This is a genomic window from Kitasatospora sp. NPDC057223 (assembly GCF_042669755.1).
In the GTDB taxonomy this organism is placed as follows: domain Bacteria; phylum Actinomycetota; class Actinomycetes; order Streptomycetales; family Streptomycetaceae; genus Kitasatospora.
The window spans coordinates 41,294-57,373 of record NZ_JBHUWW010000043.1 but is presented as its reverse complement, the minus strand read 5'-3'; the positions used below and the strand labels follow the sequence as shown (position 1 = coordinate 57,373).

At 72.4% G+C, this 16,080-nt stretch carries 17 protein-coding genes and 1 tRNA gene; 6 read left to right on the top strand and 12 right to left on the bottom strand.

What is annotated here, in order from left to right; all coding sequences use genetic code 11:
- Window positions 1-87: 87 nt before the first annotated feature.
- Window positions 88-492: an SHOCT domain-containing protein gene (locus tag ACFUK0_RS17700; RefSeq protein WP_380251075.1), complete on the bottom strand. Its 405-nt coding sequence runs from the start codon at window positions 490-492 to the stop codon at window positions 88-90.
- Between the two features lie 267 nt (window positions 493-759).
- A tRNA-Thr gene (locus tag ACFUK0_RS17695) sits at window positions 760-833 on the bottom strand.
- Between the two features lie 284 nt (window positions 834-1,117).
- Here ACFUK0_RS17695 and ACFUK0_RS17690 point away from each other — a divergent pair.
- From ACFUK0_RS17690 to ACFUK0_RS17680, 3 genes are all read left to right on the top strand, one after another.
- Window positions 1,118-2,209, top strand: a complete 1,092-nt coding sequence (locus ACFUK0_RS17690; protein ID WP_380251073.1) for an ABC transporter ATP-binding protein — start codon at window positions 1,118-1,120, stop codon at window positions 2,207-2,209.
- Window positions 2,210-2,411: 202 nt separating this feature from the next.
- Window positions 2,412-2,855 (top strand): hypothetical protein, encoded by a 444-nt coding sequence (locus tag ACFUK0_RS17685; protein ID WP_380251071.1) that lies wholly within the window; start codon window positions 2,412-2,414, stop codon window positions 2,853-2,855.
- An 87-nt stretch (window positions 2,856-2,942) separates the two neighbouring features.
- On the top strand, window positions 2,943-3,695 hold the full coding sequence (locus ACFUK0_RS17680) for an NDP-sugar synthase (protein WP_380251069.1): 753 nt from the start codon (window positions 2,943-2,945) through the stop codon (window positions 3,693-3,695).
- Between the two features lie 160 nt (window positions 3,696-3,855).
- Here the strand turns inward: ACFUK0_RS17680 and ACFUK0_RS17675 are convergent, their stop codons facing one another.
- The 7 genes from ACFUK0_RS17675 to ACFUK0_RS17645 all read right to left on the bottom strand — a co-directional run bounded on the left by ACFUK0_RS17675 (window position 3,856) and on the right by ACFUK0_RS17645 (window position 10,765).
- Window positions 3,856-5,535 (bottom strand): DoxX family membrane protein, encoded by a 1,680-nt coding sequence (locus tag ACFUK0_RS17675; RefSeq protein ID WP_380251067.1) that lies wholly within the window; start codon window positions 5,533-5,535, stop codon window positions 3,856-3,858.
- A 130-nt stretch (window positions 5,536-5,665) separates the two neighbouring features.
- Window positions 5,666-6,661: a 23S rRNA (guanosine(2251)-2'-O)-methyltransferase RlmB gene (gene rlmB / locus ACFUK0_RS17670; RefSeq protein WP_380251065.1), complete on the bottom strand. Its 996-nt coding sequence runs from the start codon at window positions 6,659-6,661 to the stop codon at window positions 5,666-5,668.
- Between the two features lie 184 nt (window positions 6,662-6,845).
- Window positions 6,846-8,240: a cysteine--tRNA ligase gene (cysS, locus tag ACFUK0_RS17665; RefSeq protein WP_380251063.1), complete on the bottom strand. Its 1,395-nt coding sequence runs from the start codon at window positions 8,238-8,240 to the stop codon at window positions 6,846-6,848.
- A gap of 107 nt (window positions 8,241-8,347) precedes the next feature.
- A complete protein-coding gene (locus tag ACFUK0_RS17660; protein WP_380251061.1) occupies window positions 8,348-8,743 on the bottom strand; it encodes a PPOX class F420-dependent oxidoreductase in 396 nt (131 codons plus the stop codon).
- Window positions 8,744-8,867: 124 nt separating this feature from the next.
- Window positions 8,868-9,380 carry a 2-C-methyl-D-erythritol 2,4-cyclodiphosphate synthase gene (gene ispF / locus ACFUK0_RS17655; protein WP_380251059.1) on the bottom strand — a complete coding sequence of 171 codons (513 nt, stop codon included), beginning with the start codon at window positions 9,378-9,380 and terminating at the stop codon, window positions 8,868-8,870.
- The gene (gene ispD, locus ACFUK0_RS17650) at window positions 9,370-10,092 is read right to left on the bottom strand and encodes a 2-C-methyl-D-erythritol 4-phosphate cytidylyltransferase (RefSeq protein ID WP_380251057.1); all 723 of its coding nucleotides are present in this window, start codon (window positions 10,090-10,092) and stop codon (window positions 9,370-9,372) included. Before ispD ends, ispF begins: the two co-directional genes overlap by 11 nt.
- A gap of 190 nt (window positions 10,093-10,282) precedes the next feature.
- Window positions 10,283-10,765, bottom strand: coding sequence for a CarD family transcriptional regulator (locus ACFUK0_RS17645; protein ID WP_030244332.1), 483 nt, complete (start codon window positions 10,763-10,765; stop codon window positions 10,283-10,285).
- A 17-nt stretch (window positions 10,766-10,782) separates the two neighbouring features.
- On the opposite strand from ACFUK0_RS17645, the gene ACFUK0_RS17640 reads away from it, so the two are divergent.
- Entirely contained in the window at window positions 10,783-11,082 is a 300-nt protein-coding gene (locus ACFUK0_RS17640) for a hypothetical protein (protein ID WP_380251055.1), read from the top strand.
- A 236-nt stretch (window positions 11,083-11,318) separates the two neighbouring features.
- A complete protein-coding gene (locus tag ACFUK0_RS17635) occupies window positions 11,319-12,002 on the top strand; it encodes a DUF461 domain-containing protein (RefSeq protein WP_380251053.1) in 684 nt (227 codons plus the stop codon).
- A 59-nt stretch (window positions 12,003-12,061) separates the two neighbouring features.
- Here ACFUK0_RS17635 and ACFUK0_RS17630 read toward each other — a convergent pair whose 3' ends face one another.
- Together ACFUK0_RS17630 and ACFUK0_RS17625 are read right to left on the bottom strand one after the other, a co-directional pair.
- Window positions 12,062-12,757, bottom strand: coding sequence for a response regulator (locus ACFUK0_RS17630; RefSeq protein ID WP_380251051.1), 696 nt, complete (start codon window positions 12,755-12,757; stop codon window positions 12,062-12,064).
- Complete coding sequence (locus ACFUK0_RS17625) at window positions 12,754-14,037, bottom strand: sensor histidine kinase (protein WP_380251049.1); 1,284 nt, start codon at window positions 14,035-14,037, stop codon at window positions 12,754-12,756. The genes ACFUK0_RS17630 and ACFUK0_RS17625 overlap by 4 nt, the downstream gene beginning before the upstream one ends.
- A 303-nt stretch (window positions 14,038-14,340) precedes the next feature.
- Between ACFUK0_RS17625 and phoU the strand changes: the two genes are divergently transcribed.
- Window positions 14,341-15,021 (top strand): phosphate signaling complex protein PhoU, encoded by a 681-nt coding sequence (gene phoU / locus ACFUK0_RS17620; RefSeq protein WP_380251047.1) that lies wholly within the window; start codon window positions 14,341-14,343, stop codon window positions 15,019-15,021.
- 415 nt (window positions 15,022-15,436) lie between these two features.
- On the opposite strand, the gene ACFUK0_RS17615 is transcribed toward phoU, so the two are convergent.
- Window positions 15,437-16,024 carry a lytic polysaccharide monooxygenase gene (locus tag ACFUK0_RS17615; protein ID WP_380251044.1) on the bottom strand — a complete coding sequence of 196 codons (588 nt, stop codon included), beginning with the start codon at window positions 16,022-16,024 and terminating at the stop codon, window positions 15,437-15,439.
- Between the last annotated feature and the right edge of the window lie 56 nt (window positions 16,025-16,080).

The following is a 16,080-nucleotide window of genomic DNA, read 5'->3' as shown; positions in this document are numbered from 1 at the left end:
GCCCGCGAAGGTCTCGCGGGCCGGGCGCCAGGCGGCTCCGGTCGAAGGGGCGGGAGGTCCCGTCGTCGGGCGGCTGCTGCCGGCCGGTCAGACGAGCAGCTTCTCCTTGGCCTTCTGGAACTCGGCCTCGGTGATCGCGCCGCTGTTCTTGAGATCCGCGAGCTTGGCGAGTTCGTCGACGTGGCTGCCCGCCGCGCCGCCGCCCGAGGGCCCCGCCGCGTCCTTGATGTAGGCCTTGAACGCGGCGTCAGCCCGCTTGGCCTGTTCCAGGTCGCGCTCGCCCATGGAGCTGCCGCGCGCGATCAGGTAGACGAACACCCCGAGGAAGGGGAGCAGGATCACGAAGATGGTCCAGCCGGCCTTGCCCCAGCCGCCCATGTCCTGACTGCGGAAGATGTCAGTGATGATCTTGAAGAGCAGGAAGAACCAGAGGATCCAGAGGAAGAACTCCAGCATGGTCCAGAACAGGTTGAGCAGCGGGTAGTTGTCCATGGGGCTCCCGTCCCAGCAGGTGACCGTATCTCGGCGACCACTCGGCCGACGGCGTCGGCAAGGACGCAGACGGCAGTAGATCGAGTCATATCATCTGATATCGGACACGGCATGTCGCAGCCATCCCCCGGGCGGGCCCACCCCCGCCCGTTCGCCCGTTCGGCCCAGCAGCCCCCACGGGGCCCGCATCCGCCCACGCGAACGGCCCCGGACGAGTCGTCCGGGGCCGTTCGTGGAACTACCGGGCGGGGCCCGGGTGGTGCGCGGAGCCCCCTGTCGGATTCGAACCGACGACCTTCGCTTTACAAGAGCGGTGCTCTGGCCAGCTGAGCTAAGGAGGCACGGCAGCCGTCCGCGGCGGACCACGGCGGCACCGGGGGGAAGTCTACCGGGACGGGGTGGGGCCTTGTCTGCATATGGCGGCGGCCCGGACGGCGTGCGGGCGTGACCGAACCGATGCCGAAGTCAGGGGCGGCAGGGGGCTGACAAGCGGCGACGGCGAAGGTAGCGTCGCCGGGAGTCGGCTCGCCCGGTGGTCGAGACCACTGAGGGACCGGCGCACCAGGCACTTCCGCCTTTACTCGGATCGTCCGGCACGTTCCTGCCGGTGAAGGAGAGCACAGTCATGGCTTCTGTCACGTTCGACAAGGCGACCCGCCTCTACCCGGGCGGCACCAAGCCCGCCGTGGACGCCCTGGAGCTGCACGTCGAGGACGGCGAGTTCCTCGTCCTCGTCGGCCCCTCGGGCTGCGGCAAGTCGACCAGCCTCCGCATGCTGGCCGGCCTGGAGGACGTCAACGGTGGCGCCATCCGCATCGGTGACCGCGACGTCACGCACCTGCCGCCGAAGGACCGGGACATCGCGATGGTGTTCCAGAACTACGCGCTGTACCCGCACATGACCGTCGCGGACAACATGGGCTTCGCGCTCAAGATCGCCGGCGTCAACAAGGCCGAGATCCGCAGCAAGGTCGAAGAGGCCGCGAAGATCCTCGACCTGACCGACTACCTGGACCGCAAGCCGAAGGCCCTCTCGGGTGGTCAGCGCCAGCGTGTCGCGATGGGCCGCGCGATCGTCCGCGAGCCGCAGGTCTTCCTGATGGACGAGCCGCTCTCCAACCTGGACGCCAAGCTCCGCGTCTCGACCCGCACCCAGATCGCGAGCCTGCAGCGCCGCCTGGGCATCACCACCGTCTACGTCACCCACGACCAGGTCGAGGCCCTCACCATGGGCGACCGTGTCGCGGTCCTCAAGGACGGTCTGCTGCAGCAGGTCGACAGCCCCCGCACCATGTACGACCGCCCGGCGAACCTGTTCGTGGCCGGCTTCATCGGCTCCCCGGCGATGAACCTCGTCGAGGTTCCGCTGGTCGACGGCGGCGTGAAGTTCGGTGGCTCGGTCATCAACATCTCGCGTGACGAGCTGGCCGGCGCCGGCACCGACAAGACCGTCACCGTCGGTATCCGCCCGGAGCACTTCGAGATCGTCCCGGCCGGCGGCATCGAGGGCGTGGCCGTCACGGTCAACGTCGTCGAGGAGCTCGGCGCCGACGGCTTCGTCTACGGCACCACCAAGATCGGTGGCGACGACAAGGACATCGTCGTGCGCGTGCACGGCCGTCAGATCCCCGAGCGCGGCGAGACCATCCACGTCGTGCCGATCGGCCACGAGACCCACGTGTTCAACTCCACCACGGGTGCCCGCCTGAGCGCCTGACGGCCTCGGGAACAAACGGACACGGCACAAGACGTATGACCTGAGCCCTGCCGGACGGCGGTCCGGCAGGGCTCAGTCGTGCCCGCAGCCGACCCGGGCCGGGCACCCGCGTCAACACGGTGACCGGACGAACCGGGACACGCTTCACTCATTGGTGTAACGGAATGCGATCCTGGGCATACCCAGCGCTACGCTCCTGAGCGTGAACCAGCTAGTGCGCCGCATCGGCCAGACCGTCGCCCTCACCCTGCCCGTGATCCTCGTGACCACCGGCACCCTCGCCGTGACCCGGGTGCCGTGGGCCCCGCCGACCTCGCTCGACCAGCAGGTCGTCGCGGCGTCGAGCAACGACGGCGCCGGGATCGGGCGCGCCGGCGCCGACAACACCTCCACCCAGGGCCTCGCCCCGCAGGACGCCCTGCGCACCGACCTCCTGGACGAGCTGCGCGCCAACAACCCCGGCACCGCGCTCGACCTGCTGGAGCGGACGATGCGCGAGAAGCCCTCGCTCACCCCGTACTGCAGCTCCCTCGCGATGGACCTGGGCAAGGCCGCCGTGCGCAAGTACCAGGGCGACGTCCAGCGCGCCCGGTCCTTCGCCCGCCCGGTCTGTGACGGCTCGTTCGCCTCCGGCGCCAACGGCTGACGGCGGGCGGGCAACGGCCGCCCAAGGGCGGCCGACAGCGGGCGGCGCCCGGCCGGATCCGCCGGCCGGCGGCCTATTGTTCTCGGCATGACCGCTGACTCCGCTCCCCTCGCCGCCCCCAACGTCACCCAGGCAGTGATCCTGGCCGGCGGGCAGGGCTCCCGGCTGCGCCCCTACACCGACGACCGCCCGAAGCCGCTGGTGGAGATCCCCGGCACGGGCACCCCGATCGTCGGGCACCAGCTGGCCTGGCTGGCCTCCGAGGGCGTGACGGACGTGGTGATCTCCTGCGGCCATCTGGCCGAGGTGCTGCAGGAGTGGCTCGACCGGACCGACCTGCCGCTGAACGTCCGGACCGTGGTGGAGAACGAGCCGCTGGGACGCGGCGGCGGCCTCAAGTACGCCTCCCGCGCGCTCCCCCGCCCCGAGGAGCCCTGGTACGCCACCAACGGCGACATCTGGACGCGCTTCAGCCTGCGCGAGATGGCCTCCTTCCACCACGAGCGGGACGCCGTCGCGACGCTCGCGCTGGCCCGGCCGCGGATCCCGTGGGGCGCCGTCGAGACCGACCAGTTCGGCAACGTGCTGGACTTCATCGAGGCGCCGCCCTCGCCGTTCCTGATCAACGCGGGCCTCTACGTCTTCAGCCCGGAGTTCGCGGCGCTGCTGCCCGATGTCGGCGACCACGAGCGCACCACCTTCCCGCAGCTGGCCCGCGGAAAGCGGCTGGCGGGCTACCAGCTGCCGCAGGGCGTCTACTGGCGGGCCATCGACACCGCCAAGGACCTCACCGAGGCGGCGAAGGAGCTGGCCTCCGTCGCGGGCCGGGCCCCGCAGTAGCCCCGGACGTACCGTGAGGCCCGCCGCGCGACCTGAGGGACCCTGGAGCGCTCCGGGGATCCCTGGGGACCGCTCCAGGGCGTGAGAGCAGCAGAGCCGGCCGGGACCCTCCCTGGGGAGGGTCCCGGCCGGCTCCTGTCGTACCCGGGTCGAACGTGCGTCAGGCCGACGACCCCGCACCGGGGCGGCTGCCGCCGCGCTGGGCACCGAGGGTGGGCAGTTCGGCGAGCGGGGCGCTGCCCAGCACGCCGCCGAGCAGTCCGGACCCGGGGCTGCTCTGGCTGGGCTTCGGCGCCGTACCGGTACTCGGTGCGGTGCTGCGGCTGCTGGGGGCGGGCCCGGAACTCCCCGCCGCCCCGGTCGCCGCGGGGGCACCGCCGGCGGGGGCGTTCGGCGTGCCGGCCGAGGGCGCGCCGTCGGTCTTGGTCGACCGGGGCTTGGGACTCGGGCTCGGGCTCGCCTTCGGCGAGGCGGGGGCGGACGGCGTCGGGGTGGCCGGGCGGGAGGGCGTGGGGGACGGCTTCGCGGACGGCGTCGGGGGCGTGCTCGGGGTCGCGGAGGCGCCCCCGGGCCAGACCGGGGTGCCGTAGTCGGTGCTGGGCCTGGTCGGCCCGGGGGCCGGACGGCCTCCGGTGCGGACGGCGGCGCCGAGCATCGAGCCGGTCAGCAGGGTGAGCCCGACGACCAGCGAGGTGACCACCGCGCCGCGCCGCAGCACCCGCCGGCGCAGCGCACCGGGTGCGGCCGCGCCGTGGCGCCGCCAGGCCTCCAGGGCGAGCCGGCCGTCCAGCGAGCCGAACGGCGCGCCGGCGATCAACAGGGGGCTCCAGGCCGCCAGGAAGATCAGGTCCGGCGTGTCGTAGACCGGCACGGAGCGCCAGCTGACGGTGAACAGCAGGACGGCCGAGAGCAGCATCGCGGTGCCGGCCGCCAGCCGCTGCCAGAGGCCGAGGATGGAGAGCACGCCGACGACGATCTCGGTGAAGGCGACGCCGAGGCCGGCCCCGACCGGGTGGGCCATCGCGAAGGCCAGCACCGGTTCGGCGACCCGCCAGGGGTGCAGCGAGGCGAGCCAGCGCATCATCGAGCCGCGTTCGCCGCCGTCGAAGTACACCGGGTTGCAGAGCTTGCTGAAGCCCGCGTAGACGGAGAGCGAGCCGAGCAGCACGCGCAGCGGGAGCAGCACGAGCCCGAGGTCGACGCGGCGGCCCGGGTACCAGGCGTGCCTGGAGTCGCCCGCCGCCACGGCGGAGACCTCCGGCAGCTCGCCGGCCGGTGTCCACCCCTGGGGCTGCCGGCCCGCCGGGGTGTGCGAGCCCGGCTGGCGCGGCACCGTCCGCGATCCGCCGTACGGCGGGATCACCTGGGTGTCGTCGTCCGCCCGGCTGCCCGAGGGGCCGCGGCCCGCTCCGGCCGGGGCCGGCACGGTGCTGAGCCGGACGGCCTCCAGCAGCCTGGTCGCCGCCAGGTCGCCGGGGGCGGCCTGGCCCGTCCAGGTGACGGCGGTGACCCGCCCCTTGCGCCGGGGCGCGCCGACGGCCGCGCCCGCGAGCAGCGGGACGGCGGCGGTGTCGACCACCACCTGGGGGGTGACCAGCGGGCGCCGGATGAACCCCTTGCTCGCGTACGGGTCGCCGAAGGCGGCGCCGTACGAGAGCAGGTCGGTGGGCGCGTCGATCAGGGGCGGCACCGGGGTGCCGAGTCTGAGCCGGAAGCTCGCCTGGGTGCTGCTCAGCCGGGCGGGGTCGGACGGTACCTTGACCGTGTTGAGACCGGGGCCGGAATCTATCCCCGCCGCGCCGCCGCCCTGCCCGGGGAACCGAGGTGTTCTGGTGTCCACACCCGTCTAACCGGGTGACGGGCGGTTAGGACACTCTCCCGGGTGGATTCTTGGCGGCCACTTGAAGTGATCATGAGAAAAGCGATCGGGCCCGGTCGGGCCCGATCGCTTTCATCCAACTGTGAGCAGGTCAGGAGGTCCGGGCCCGCAGACGGGCGGCCTCGTAGAGCACGATGCCCGCCGCGACACCGGCGTTCAGCGACTCGGTGGCGCCCGGCATCGGGATCCGCACCCGGATGTCGCAGGTCTCCGAGACCAGCCGGGACAGGCCCTTGCCCTCGCTGCCCGCGACGATCACGACCGGGCCGGTGAGCGCCTCCAGCTCGCCGACCTCGGCCTCGCCGTCGGCCGCCAGGCCGACCACCAGGCAGCCGGCCTTCTGGTACGCCTCCAGCGCGCGGGTCAGGTTGGTGGCGCGGGCCACCCGCAGGCGCGCCGCCGCACCCGAGGAGGTCTTCCAGGCGCCCGCCGTCATGCCGGCCGCCCGGCGCTCGGGGATGACCACGCCGTGCGCGCCGAAGGCGGCGGCGGAACGGACGACCGCGCCGAGGTTGCGGGAGTCGGTCACACCGTCCAGGGCCATGATCAGCGCGTCCTGGCCGAGGTCGGCCGCGACGCCGAGGAGGTCCTCGGGGTGCGCGTACTCGTACGGCGGGACCTGGAGCACCAGGCCCTGGTGGTTCAGGCCGCTGGTCATCTGGTCCAGCTGCGGGCGCGGGGCCTCCATCAGCGGGATGCCGCGCTCGTTGGCGGCCTGGAAGGCCTCGCGCACGCGGTCGTCGGTGTCGATGAACTGCATGACGTAGAGCGCGGTCGCCGGCACGCCGCCGATGAGCGCCTCGACGACCGAGTTGCGGCCGACCACCAGCTCGGCGGCGCCGGCCCCGCCACGGCCGCCACGGCCGCCGCCACCGCTGCGGCGCATGCCGGCGCGGGACTTCGCGTCCATCTCGCGCTTGACCGAGGCGTTGGCCTGGCGCTGCTTGATGTGGCCCTTGCGGGCGGAGGCGGGCGGGGTCGGGCCCTTGCCCTGCAGCGCCTTCCGGCTGTGGCCGCCGGTACCGACACTCGCACCCTTCTTCGACCCGGGGTTGCGGCGGTTCCTGCGTGCACTGTTGCCGGCCATGGCCTTACTTCCTGTCTGTCCGGCATGCCTCACTGCGACATGCTCTGCGTCCTGCGTGGGCCCTCCCCGCCCGCCCGCCGGAAATCCCGGCGGCCCGGACAAGGAGGGAGGGCCGCACCGTTCCGGTACGGCCCACCCTCACCCCTTCACAAGGGGTTACTGGTCAATTGATCGTCACAACGTGCTACTGGCTGTTGATCGTCCAGCGCGCGCCGGACGGGGTGTCCTCGATCGCCAGCCCGGCCAGGCCGAGCTGGTCGCGGATGGCGTCCGCGGTGGCGAAGTCCTTGCGGGCCCGGGCCGCCTGCCGCTGGTCCAGGACCAGCCGGACGAGCGAGTCGACCACGCCGTGGAGGTCCTCGCCGTGCTCCGCGCCGGCCCACTGCGGGTCGAGCGGGTCGAGACCCAGTACACCGAGCATCGCACGGACCTCGGCCAAACGTGCTACCGCGTTCTCCTTGTCGTCCGCCGTCAGCGCGCTGTTCCCCTGCCGGACGGCGGTGTGCACGATGGCCAGCGCCTGCGGAACGCCCAGGTCGTCGTCCATCGCCTCGGCGAAGGCCGGCGGCACCTCGGGCGCCGCCTCGACCGGCCCGCAGCGCTCCACGACCCGCTGGACGAAGCCCTCGATCCGGCCGAAGCCGGCCTCGGCCTCGCGCAGCGACTCCTCGCTGTACTCGATCATCGAGCGGTAGTGCGGGGCCGCCAGGTAGTAGCGGAGCACGATCGGGCGCCAGCGCTGCACCATCTCCGACACCAGCACCGAGTTGCCGAGCGACTTGCTCATCTTCTCGCCGCTCATGGTGACCCAGGCGTTGTGCACCCAGAAGTTGGCGAAGTCGTCGCCGTACGCCTTCGACTGGGCGATCTCGTTCTCGTGGTGCGGGAAGATCAGGTCCAGCCCGCCGCCGTGGATGTCGAAGGCGCGGCCGAGGTACTTGTGGGCCATCGCGGAGCACTCCAGGTGCCAGCCCGGCCGGCCCTGGCCCCACGGGGTGCTCCAGCTCGGCTCGCCCGGCCGCGCCGACTTCCACATCGCGAAGTCCCGCGAGTCCCGCTTGCCGGTCTCGCCCTCGCCCTCCGGCTGGCGGAGGTTCTCCAGCTTCTGGTTGGAGAGCGCGAGGTAGCCGGGGTAGGACTTCACGTCGAAGTAGACGTTCCCGTCCGCCGCGTAGGCGTGCCCCTTCGCGATGAGCGCCTGCATCATCTCGATCATCTCGGGGATGTGCCCGGTGGCCCGCGGCTCCACCGTGGGCGGCAGGCAGCCGAGCGCGGTGTAGCCGTCGCTGAAGGCGCGCTCGTTCGCGTAGGCGATCTGCCACCACGGCGTACCGAGCTCGCGCTCCTTGGCGATCACCTTGTCGTCGATGTCGGTGACGTTGCGCGCGAACGTCACCTGGTAGCCGCGGTAGGCGAACCACCGCTGCATGACGTCGAAGTTCAGGCCGGACCGGATGTGCCCGATGTGCGGCGGCGCCTGGACGGTAGCGCCACACAGGTAGATCGAGACACAACCCGGTACAAGCGGGACGAAGTCGCGTACCTGGCGGGTGCTGGTGTCGTACAGGCGAATGCTCACAGCGTCAAGCGTAGTGGGCACAGGGGGGTGCCCCGCGACATTCTGGAATGTCAATACTGCCGCGGGGTCGTTACGCGCACGTGGCCAACCGGAAGGCCGGCCTCCGCTCAGATGTTCCCGACCACCTTGCGGGGGGTCAGGCGGACGACGACCCGCACGTCGTCCGGGCCGTCGAAGCCGTAGGTCTTCTCGCCGCGGTACTTGTACGCCAGCTCGTCGATCAACTCGCGGCCGCCCTCGCGGGTCAGCGTGACCTCGCCGCGGGCCTCCAGGTACGTGTACGGGCTCTCGGCCGGATTGACCACCAGCGAGACCCGCGGGTCGCGGACCAGGTTCAGGTGCTTGCGACGGCCCTCGACCGTGGAGAAGAGCAGGTCGTCGCCGTCACGCTTGACCCAGACCACGGACGCCTGCGGGCTGCCGTCCGGCTGGACGGTGGCCACCACGGCGAATGCCTTGCCGTCGATCAGTGCCTTGGCCTGGTCGGAGAGCTGCGCGGTCATGAGGGCCTCTTCTCGTTCACTCGACGGTCGGGGTCGAGGGTTGACGGACAGTGCCAACGGTAGGGACGACTTCCCCCACCGACAGCGCTGAACACGCGTCACCCACGGGTCATTCCCCGCCCGTTCACCCCGTCGCGTAGACCAGCGCGGTGGCGAGCGCCGCCAGCCCCTCGCCCCGGCCGGTCAGACCGAGGCCGTCGGTGGTCGTCCCGGAGACCGAGACCGGCGCCCCGACCGCCGCCGACAGCGCCTGCTGCGCCTCGGCGCGGCGCTTGCCGATCTTCGGGCGGACGCCGATCACCTGCACCGACACATTGCCGATCTCGAACCCGGCGGCCCGGACCAGCCGGGCCGCCTCGGCGAGCAGCGTCACGCCGGACGCGCCGGACCACTCGGGCCGGTCGGTGCCGAAGTGCGCGCCCAGGTCACCGATCCCGGCGGCCGAGAACAGCGCGTCGCAGGCGGCGTGCGCCGCGACGTCCGCGTCCGAGTGCCCGGCCAGGCCGTCGCCCGCGCCCGGCCACTCCAGACCGGCCACCCACAGCGGGCGGCCCGCCTCGAAGGCGTGCACGTCGGTGCCGATGCCGACCCGCGGGATCAGCGGCGCCGGCTGCGGGCCGGCCGGGTCAGAAGCCATCGGAGGCCCTCCGTCGGGCGAGTACGGCCTCGGCGAGCACGAGGTCCAGCGGGCGGGTCACCTTGAAGGCCTCCTCGTGGCCGGGCACCACGACCACCCGGCCGCCGTACCGCTCCACCAGGCCCGCGTCGTCGGTGACCGGCGGCAGCCCGCCGCCGGCCTCCTCGGCCAGCGCCTTCTCGTGCACCTCGTGCAGCACGTCGCGGCGGAACCCCTGCGGGGTCTGCACCGCGCGGAGGGTGGACCGGTCGGGCGTGTCGAGCACCGGCTCGGGCCCGCCGCCGGGCTGCGGCTCGACCCGCTTCACGGTGTCGGCCAGCGGCACCGCCGGCACCACGGCCTCGGCCCCGCCCCGGACGGCGGCCGCCACCGCGTCCACCACCTCCACCGGGACGAGCGGACGGGCCGCGTCGTGCACCAGGACGATCCCGACGTCCGCCGGGATCGCGGCGAGCCCGAGCCGGACGGACTCCTGGCGGGTCGCCCCGCCGGCCACCACCCGGACGTCCTTGCCCTCCAGCCCGTGGCCGGAGAGCAGCCCGACGACCTCGGCCACCCCCTCGGGCGGCGCGGCCACCACCACCAGGCCGACCGCGCGGCTGCGCGCGAGCGCCCGGACGGCATGGACCAGCAGCGGCACCCCGCCGAGTTCCCGCAGGGCCTTCGGGGCACCCGGCCCCAGCCGCTCCCCGCGCCCGGCGGCCGGCACCACTGCTGCTGCGACTGCTCCTGCGGCGTTCAGGTTTCACTCCTTCGGCGAAGTGGGTATGGCCATGGCGTGCACGACGGACGCGAACCCTTCCGGACACGCCTCAGCGCCCGAAGTGCCACTGCACCACTGCGGGAGCGTGAGCACCCTCAGCGGCGCGCCGGCATCGGGCGCTGTGAGCGGGAGAGCGGACCTACGAGGCGAGCACCTCGTCGAGCAGCGTCTCCGCCTTGTCTTCGTTGGTGTTCTCGGCCAGCGCGAGCTCGCTGACCAGGATCTGGCGCGCCTTGGCGAGCATCCGCTTCTCACCGGCGGACAGACCGCGTTCGCGCTCGCGACGCCAAAGGTCGCGCACAACCTCGGCGACCTTGATAACGTCACCCGAGGCAAGCTTTTCGAGGTTCGCCTTGTAGCGGCGGGACCAGTTGGTCGGCTCTTCGGTGTACGGTGCGCGAAGCACCTCGAAGACCCGGTCCAGACCCTCCTGGCCGACAACATCGCGCACACCGACGAACTCTGCGTTCTCGGCGGGCACGCGCAGCGTCAGGTCACCCTGTTGCACCTTCAGCACCAGGTAGGTCTTGTCCACACCTTTGATCTGGCGAATTTCAATGGCCTCGATCAGCGCAGCCCCGTGATGGGGGTAGACCACCGTGTCGCCAACCTTGAACGTCATGTGACAGGACCCCTTCCGTGGCTTTCCAGAATAACACGCTTTTCGGCGCACCCGAAGGGCGTTTTCGCAGGTCAGGGCGGGTCTCGGGGCTTGACAAGGACCCCCATGACGTGCTGCGGCCGGGGTTCGCGGCGGGCTTCCCGCAGGTCGGAGGCGGTTCCGGTGCTCACCGAAACCTGCTGCAACACTCACGAAACCATGATTGGATCTTGAGTTTTCGTCGTTTATCGCGTCGTTTCCGGATCGTGATCCACAGTCGGCCGGTGACCGCGGTTCCCGGCCCGGCCTGGTTCGTGGACGTTCCTGAACGTTCGTGACCGGCAACCGGGCCGGCGCGGCGCGCAGGAGCGCCAGAGGGCGCACGTGCCCGCCCGCACCACCGGCGGGCGCCGCCCCACCACCGGCCCCGCTGCGGACCCCGCCCCGGACCCCACGGCCGGCCGCCCGGAAGTACTCCGACCACGACACGGGGCCACCCCGTGACGAGCCGTCGACAACGGTCGGTAACCTGAGGTCCGACCACCCGAAACGTGACAAAGGAGAAGCCGCCGCCGTGAGCCGCAGCCTTCGACGCGGCGGCCTCGCCGCCATCGCCGCCCTCGCCATCGCCTCGCTGTCAGCCTGCGCGGCCGGCAACACCGCGGAGACGCTGGAGGTCAAGCCGGACACCGCCTCGGCGACCCTCGGCACGAGCCTGCTACTGAACAACATCGTGGTCGTCACCGGGGCCGAGTCCTCGGGCGAGCACACCGGGCCCGCCAGCGTGACCGTCAACATCAGCAACACCGGGACGACCGACGCGACGCTGAAGACGGTCACCGTGGGCACCGGCACCGCGAGCCTCACCGACGCGGCCGGCGCGAGCGTCGACAAGCTCGTGATCCCGGCCGGCGGCAGTGTGCTGCTCGGCGGTCCGGGTGCGCCCTCCGCCCGGGTCGCCTCGACCAGCGTGCAGGTCGGCGGGTTCGCACCGACCGCGTTCGCCTTCGGGGAGCCCGGCGAGAGCGGCAAGGTCGAGGCCCAGGCCTCGGTCTACTCCGACAGCGGCATCTACAAGGGCTTCGGCCCGAAGGCCCCGGCGGCGACGGCCTCCCCCGGCGCCACCGCCTCGGCGAGCGCCACGGCCCTGCCGCCGGCTGCCTCCGCCAGCCCCTCGGCCACCGGCAGCCCCTCGGCCACCGCGACGGCAACAGCGACCGCCACCGCGACCGGCAGCCCCAGCCCCACCGCGCACTGAGCGACGCGAAGGGCCCTCCCCGCGGGGAGGGCCCTTCGTCATGCCACCGGCGGCGCGGTCTACGGCTCGAACTTGTAGCCCAGGCCGCGCACCGTCACCAGGTAGCGCGGGGCTCCCGGGTCCGGCTCGATCTTGGCCCGGAGGCGCTTCACGTGCACGTCCAGGGTCTTGGTGTCACCGACGTAGTCCGCACCCCAGACCCGGTCGATCAGCTGCATCCGGGTCAGCACCCGGCCCGCGTTGCGCAGCAGCATCTCCAGCAGGTCGAACTCCTTGAGCGGCAGGTCGACCTTGGCGCCGTCCACCGTCACCACGTGCCGGTCGACGTCCATCCGGACCGGGCCGGCCTCCAGCGCGCCGGGGCCGCCGCCGTCCGAACCGGGGCCGCCGTCCTCGCCGCGGCGGCGGAGCACCGCGCGGATGCGGGCGACCAGCTCACGGGTGGAGTACGGCTTGGTGACGTAGTCGTCCGCACCTATCTCCAGGCCGACCACCTTGTCGATCTCGCTGTCCTTCGCCGTCACCATGATCACCGGCACGTTGGAGCGCACCCGCAGCTGGCGGCAGACCTCGGTGCCGGGCAGGCCCGGGAGCATCAGGTCGAGCAGGACGAGGTCGGCACCGTTGCGTTCGAACTGCTCCAGGGCGTCGGGGCCGGTGGCGGCGATGGCCACCTCGAAGCCTTCCTTGCGGAGCATGTACGAGAGGGCGTCGCTGAACGACTCCTCGTCCTCTACGACCAGTACTCGGGTCACTTTCGGGCCTCCGGGGCACGCTGGGGGGTGGTGGTTGACAGGGGTCGGACCGTCGGCTCGGAAGTGGGCCGGTGGTCCTCGGGTGCCTGCCCGGCGGGCAGTCGGACGGTGAAGGTGGAGCCCTGGCCCTCGACGCTCCAGACCGAGACGGTGCCTCGGTGCGAGGCCGCCACGTGCTTGACGATCGAGAGGCCGAGCCCGGTACCGCCGGTCTGGCGGGAGCGGGCCGGGTCCACCCGGTAGAAGCGTTCGAAGACCCGCTCGCGGTCCTTCTCGGATATCCCGATGCCCTGGTCGGTCACCGAGATCTCGATCAGTTCGCCGTCCGCCTCGCCGAGCGCGGCGGCGCTGGAGATCCGCCGGGTGGCGATGGCCACCCGGGTGCGGGGCGGGCTGTAGTTGACGGCGTTCTCGACCAGGTTGCCGAGCGCCGCGGTCAGCTGGCCGCGGTTGCCGTGCAGGTAGAGGTCGGCTATGCCGCCGGCGGCGATGTGGATCTGCTTGGCGGCGGCCTGCTGGCGGCAGCGGTCGATCGCCTCGGCGATCAGCTCGTCCACCGGCACCGGCTCCGGGTCGACCATCAGGCGGTCGTCCTGGACCCGCGACAGGTCGATGATCTCCTGGACGAGGCTGGCGAGCCTGGTCGCCTCGATCTGCATCCGGCCGGCGAACCGCTGGACGGCCTCCGGGTCGTCGGATGCGTCGGCGACCGCCTCGGAGAGCAGCGAGAGCGCGCCGACCGGGGTCTTGAGCTCGTGGCTGACGTTCGCGACGAAGTCGCGGCGGACGGCCTCCACCCGGCGGCGCTCGGTGAGGTCCTCGACCAGCACGAGCACCAGGCGCGAGCCCAGCGGCGCGACCCGGACGGACACCGCCAGCGGATCGGTGGCGCGGGCCACCCCGGGGCGGGGCAACTCCAGCTCGGCCTGGCGGATCTCGCCGTCGCGGCGGGTCGCCCGGGCCAGCGTCAGCATCTGGTCGACGGCCATCGCACCGCCCCTGACCAGGCCCATCGCATAGGCGGCGGAGCTGGCCTTGACCACCTCGTCGCCGTCGCCCAGCACGATCGCGCAGGAGCGCAGCACGGAGAGCACCGTGTCCACCCCGGGGGGCAGAGGGGATTCCTGGGTGCTGGTCGTGCCACCCGCGTTCTTACCGCTGCTGCCGTTCCGGTCCCGGGCCTGTTCGCGTTCGCTCCAACGGAAGGCGATGGCGGCCGTGAGGCCGACGCCGAGCCCGGCTATGGCGCAGGCAGCGGCGGCGGCCACATTCACGTCCATGTGGCCAGCGTAAGCGCATCCCGACGGCCGTCCCCCCTGCTCGGATCAAGGCATCCGCCCTACGTTGCCGAGAATTCACCTTCAGGTAGCTGCCGGTTCACTGTGCGGGTCGTGCGTGGTCGCCCGGACGGCCCACTCTGGGTTGCGCGGCCCATGTGGGACGGGGAGACGGTACGCGGGCACCCGCCCGTCACCCCTGGTGCACGCGTACGATTCGCGCCACCAGCAGCGGCCGTCCCAGCAGTCCAGCGACTGCGGGGCGTCCGGTCGGCACCGCCACCGACACAGCTTTGAGGAGAGAGCATGCGCGACGCGTACCACGAGGAACTCGACTCGATCGGCGACAGCCTGGTCGAGATGGCCCGCCTGGTCGGCTCCGCGATGGGCCGGGCCACCACGGCACTGCTCGACGCGGACCTCGGCCTGGCGGAGAGCGTGATCGCCGCGGACGAGAAGGTCAACACCCTCCACCACGACCTGGAGAACCGGGCGATCGACCTGCTCGCCCGCCAGCAGCCGGTCGCCACCGACCTGCGCATCGTGGTCACCTCGCTGAGGATGAGCGCCGACCTGGAGCGCTGCGGCGACCTGGCCCGGCACGTCGCCAAGGTCGCCCGGCTGCGCTACCCGGCGTCCGCGGTGCCGCACGACCTGCACCCGATCGTCCTGGAGATGGGCCAGCTCGCCCAGCGCCTCGTCGCCAAGGCCGGCCTGGTGATCGCCACCAAGGACGTCGACGCGGCGCTGGAGCTGGAGCGGGACGACGACGCGATCGACGCCCTGCACCGCGAGCTGTTCGCGCACCTGATCGACGACCGCTGGCAGCACGGGATCGAGACCGGCGTCGACGTCACGCTGGTCGGCCGGTACTACGAGCGGTTCGCCGACCACGCGGTCTCGGTGGCCAAGCGGGTCGTCTACCTGGTGACCGGCGAGCACGTGGACGAGTTCGTCGCCTCGACGGGAACCGCGGCAGCGGAGTAGGCCCGGGCGCGGGCGGTGGGGGCGCACGGTGCGCCGGGCTCCCACCCCCGCGCGCCCGTTGACGGCCCGTCGGCGCGACGCTTCACTCGATATGTAGGCACCGACGTGTGCCCGTCACGAGGAGGGTCCAGCGCCATGAAGGCAACCCCCACCCGGCCCGCACCGCCGACCCGGTCGACCGATTCCCCGGCCCCGAAACTCCTGCCCGTCCTCGCCGCCGGCTGCGGCTGCGGCCCCGGGTGCGGCTGCGGCTGCCAGAGCGGCGCCCCCTGCCAGTGCGGCGGTGTGAGCGGAGGCTGCTGCGGCGGCCACTGAGTCCGCCGCTCCGCCCCGGGCCGGGTTCAGGGCCCGGCCCGGGGCGGGATCGCACTCCCTCAGCTGCTCAGCCGTTCGCCGGCCGGCCGGGCCTGCGGGTTCAGAACGTGAGGTCGGTGCAGGAGTAGAAGGCGTTGCCGGTGTCGGCGATCTCCCACACCGCCACGACCACCTGGTGTCCGGTACGACCGGTGGGCAGGGTCGCGACGTGGCTCACCGTGGTCGGCGGCTGGGCGCCGTTGTAGGGGACGGTGAGGAACGGCGTGAGGTCCAGGGTGGCCCTGGTCACCGGCTGGCTCGCGTTGTAGCCGGCCTTGGTGAGGAAGTACCGGAACGACGTGGTCGAGTGCCGCGCCGTGAACTTCCAGGTGAAGGTGAGTTTCTGCCCGGCCGTGACCTTGGTGGCCGGCCAGGCGCCGTTGCGCGGGGCGTCGAGCTGGGCGAACCGCGAGTTGCCGCCGGCGCAGATGGTGCCGTCCGAGGGCCCGGTCGTGGGGAACCCCTTCGTCCCCTCCACGCTCTGCGGCTCGTACTGGATGTCACCGCAGTTGGTGACGGTGCCCGCGGCGCACAGGGCGGCGCGGCTCGGCGGGGTGGAGATGTAGCCGTGCGACTGGGCGGGGACCGCGAGGCCCAGCGGGACGGCGGCGGCCGCGAGGGCCGCCGCGAGGATGTGACGCTTGCGCATGGTGCTCCTCCGTGGGGGTGGATGAACACGCCGGACACAGACTGCGCACGGGGGCG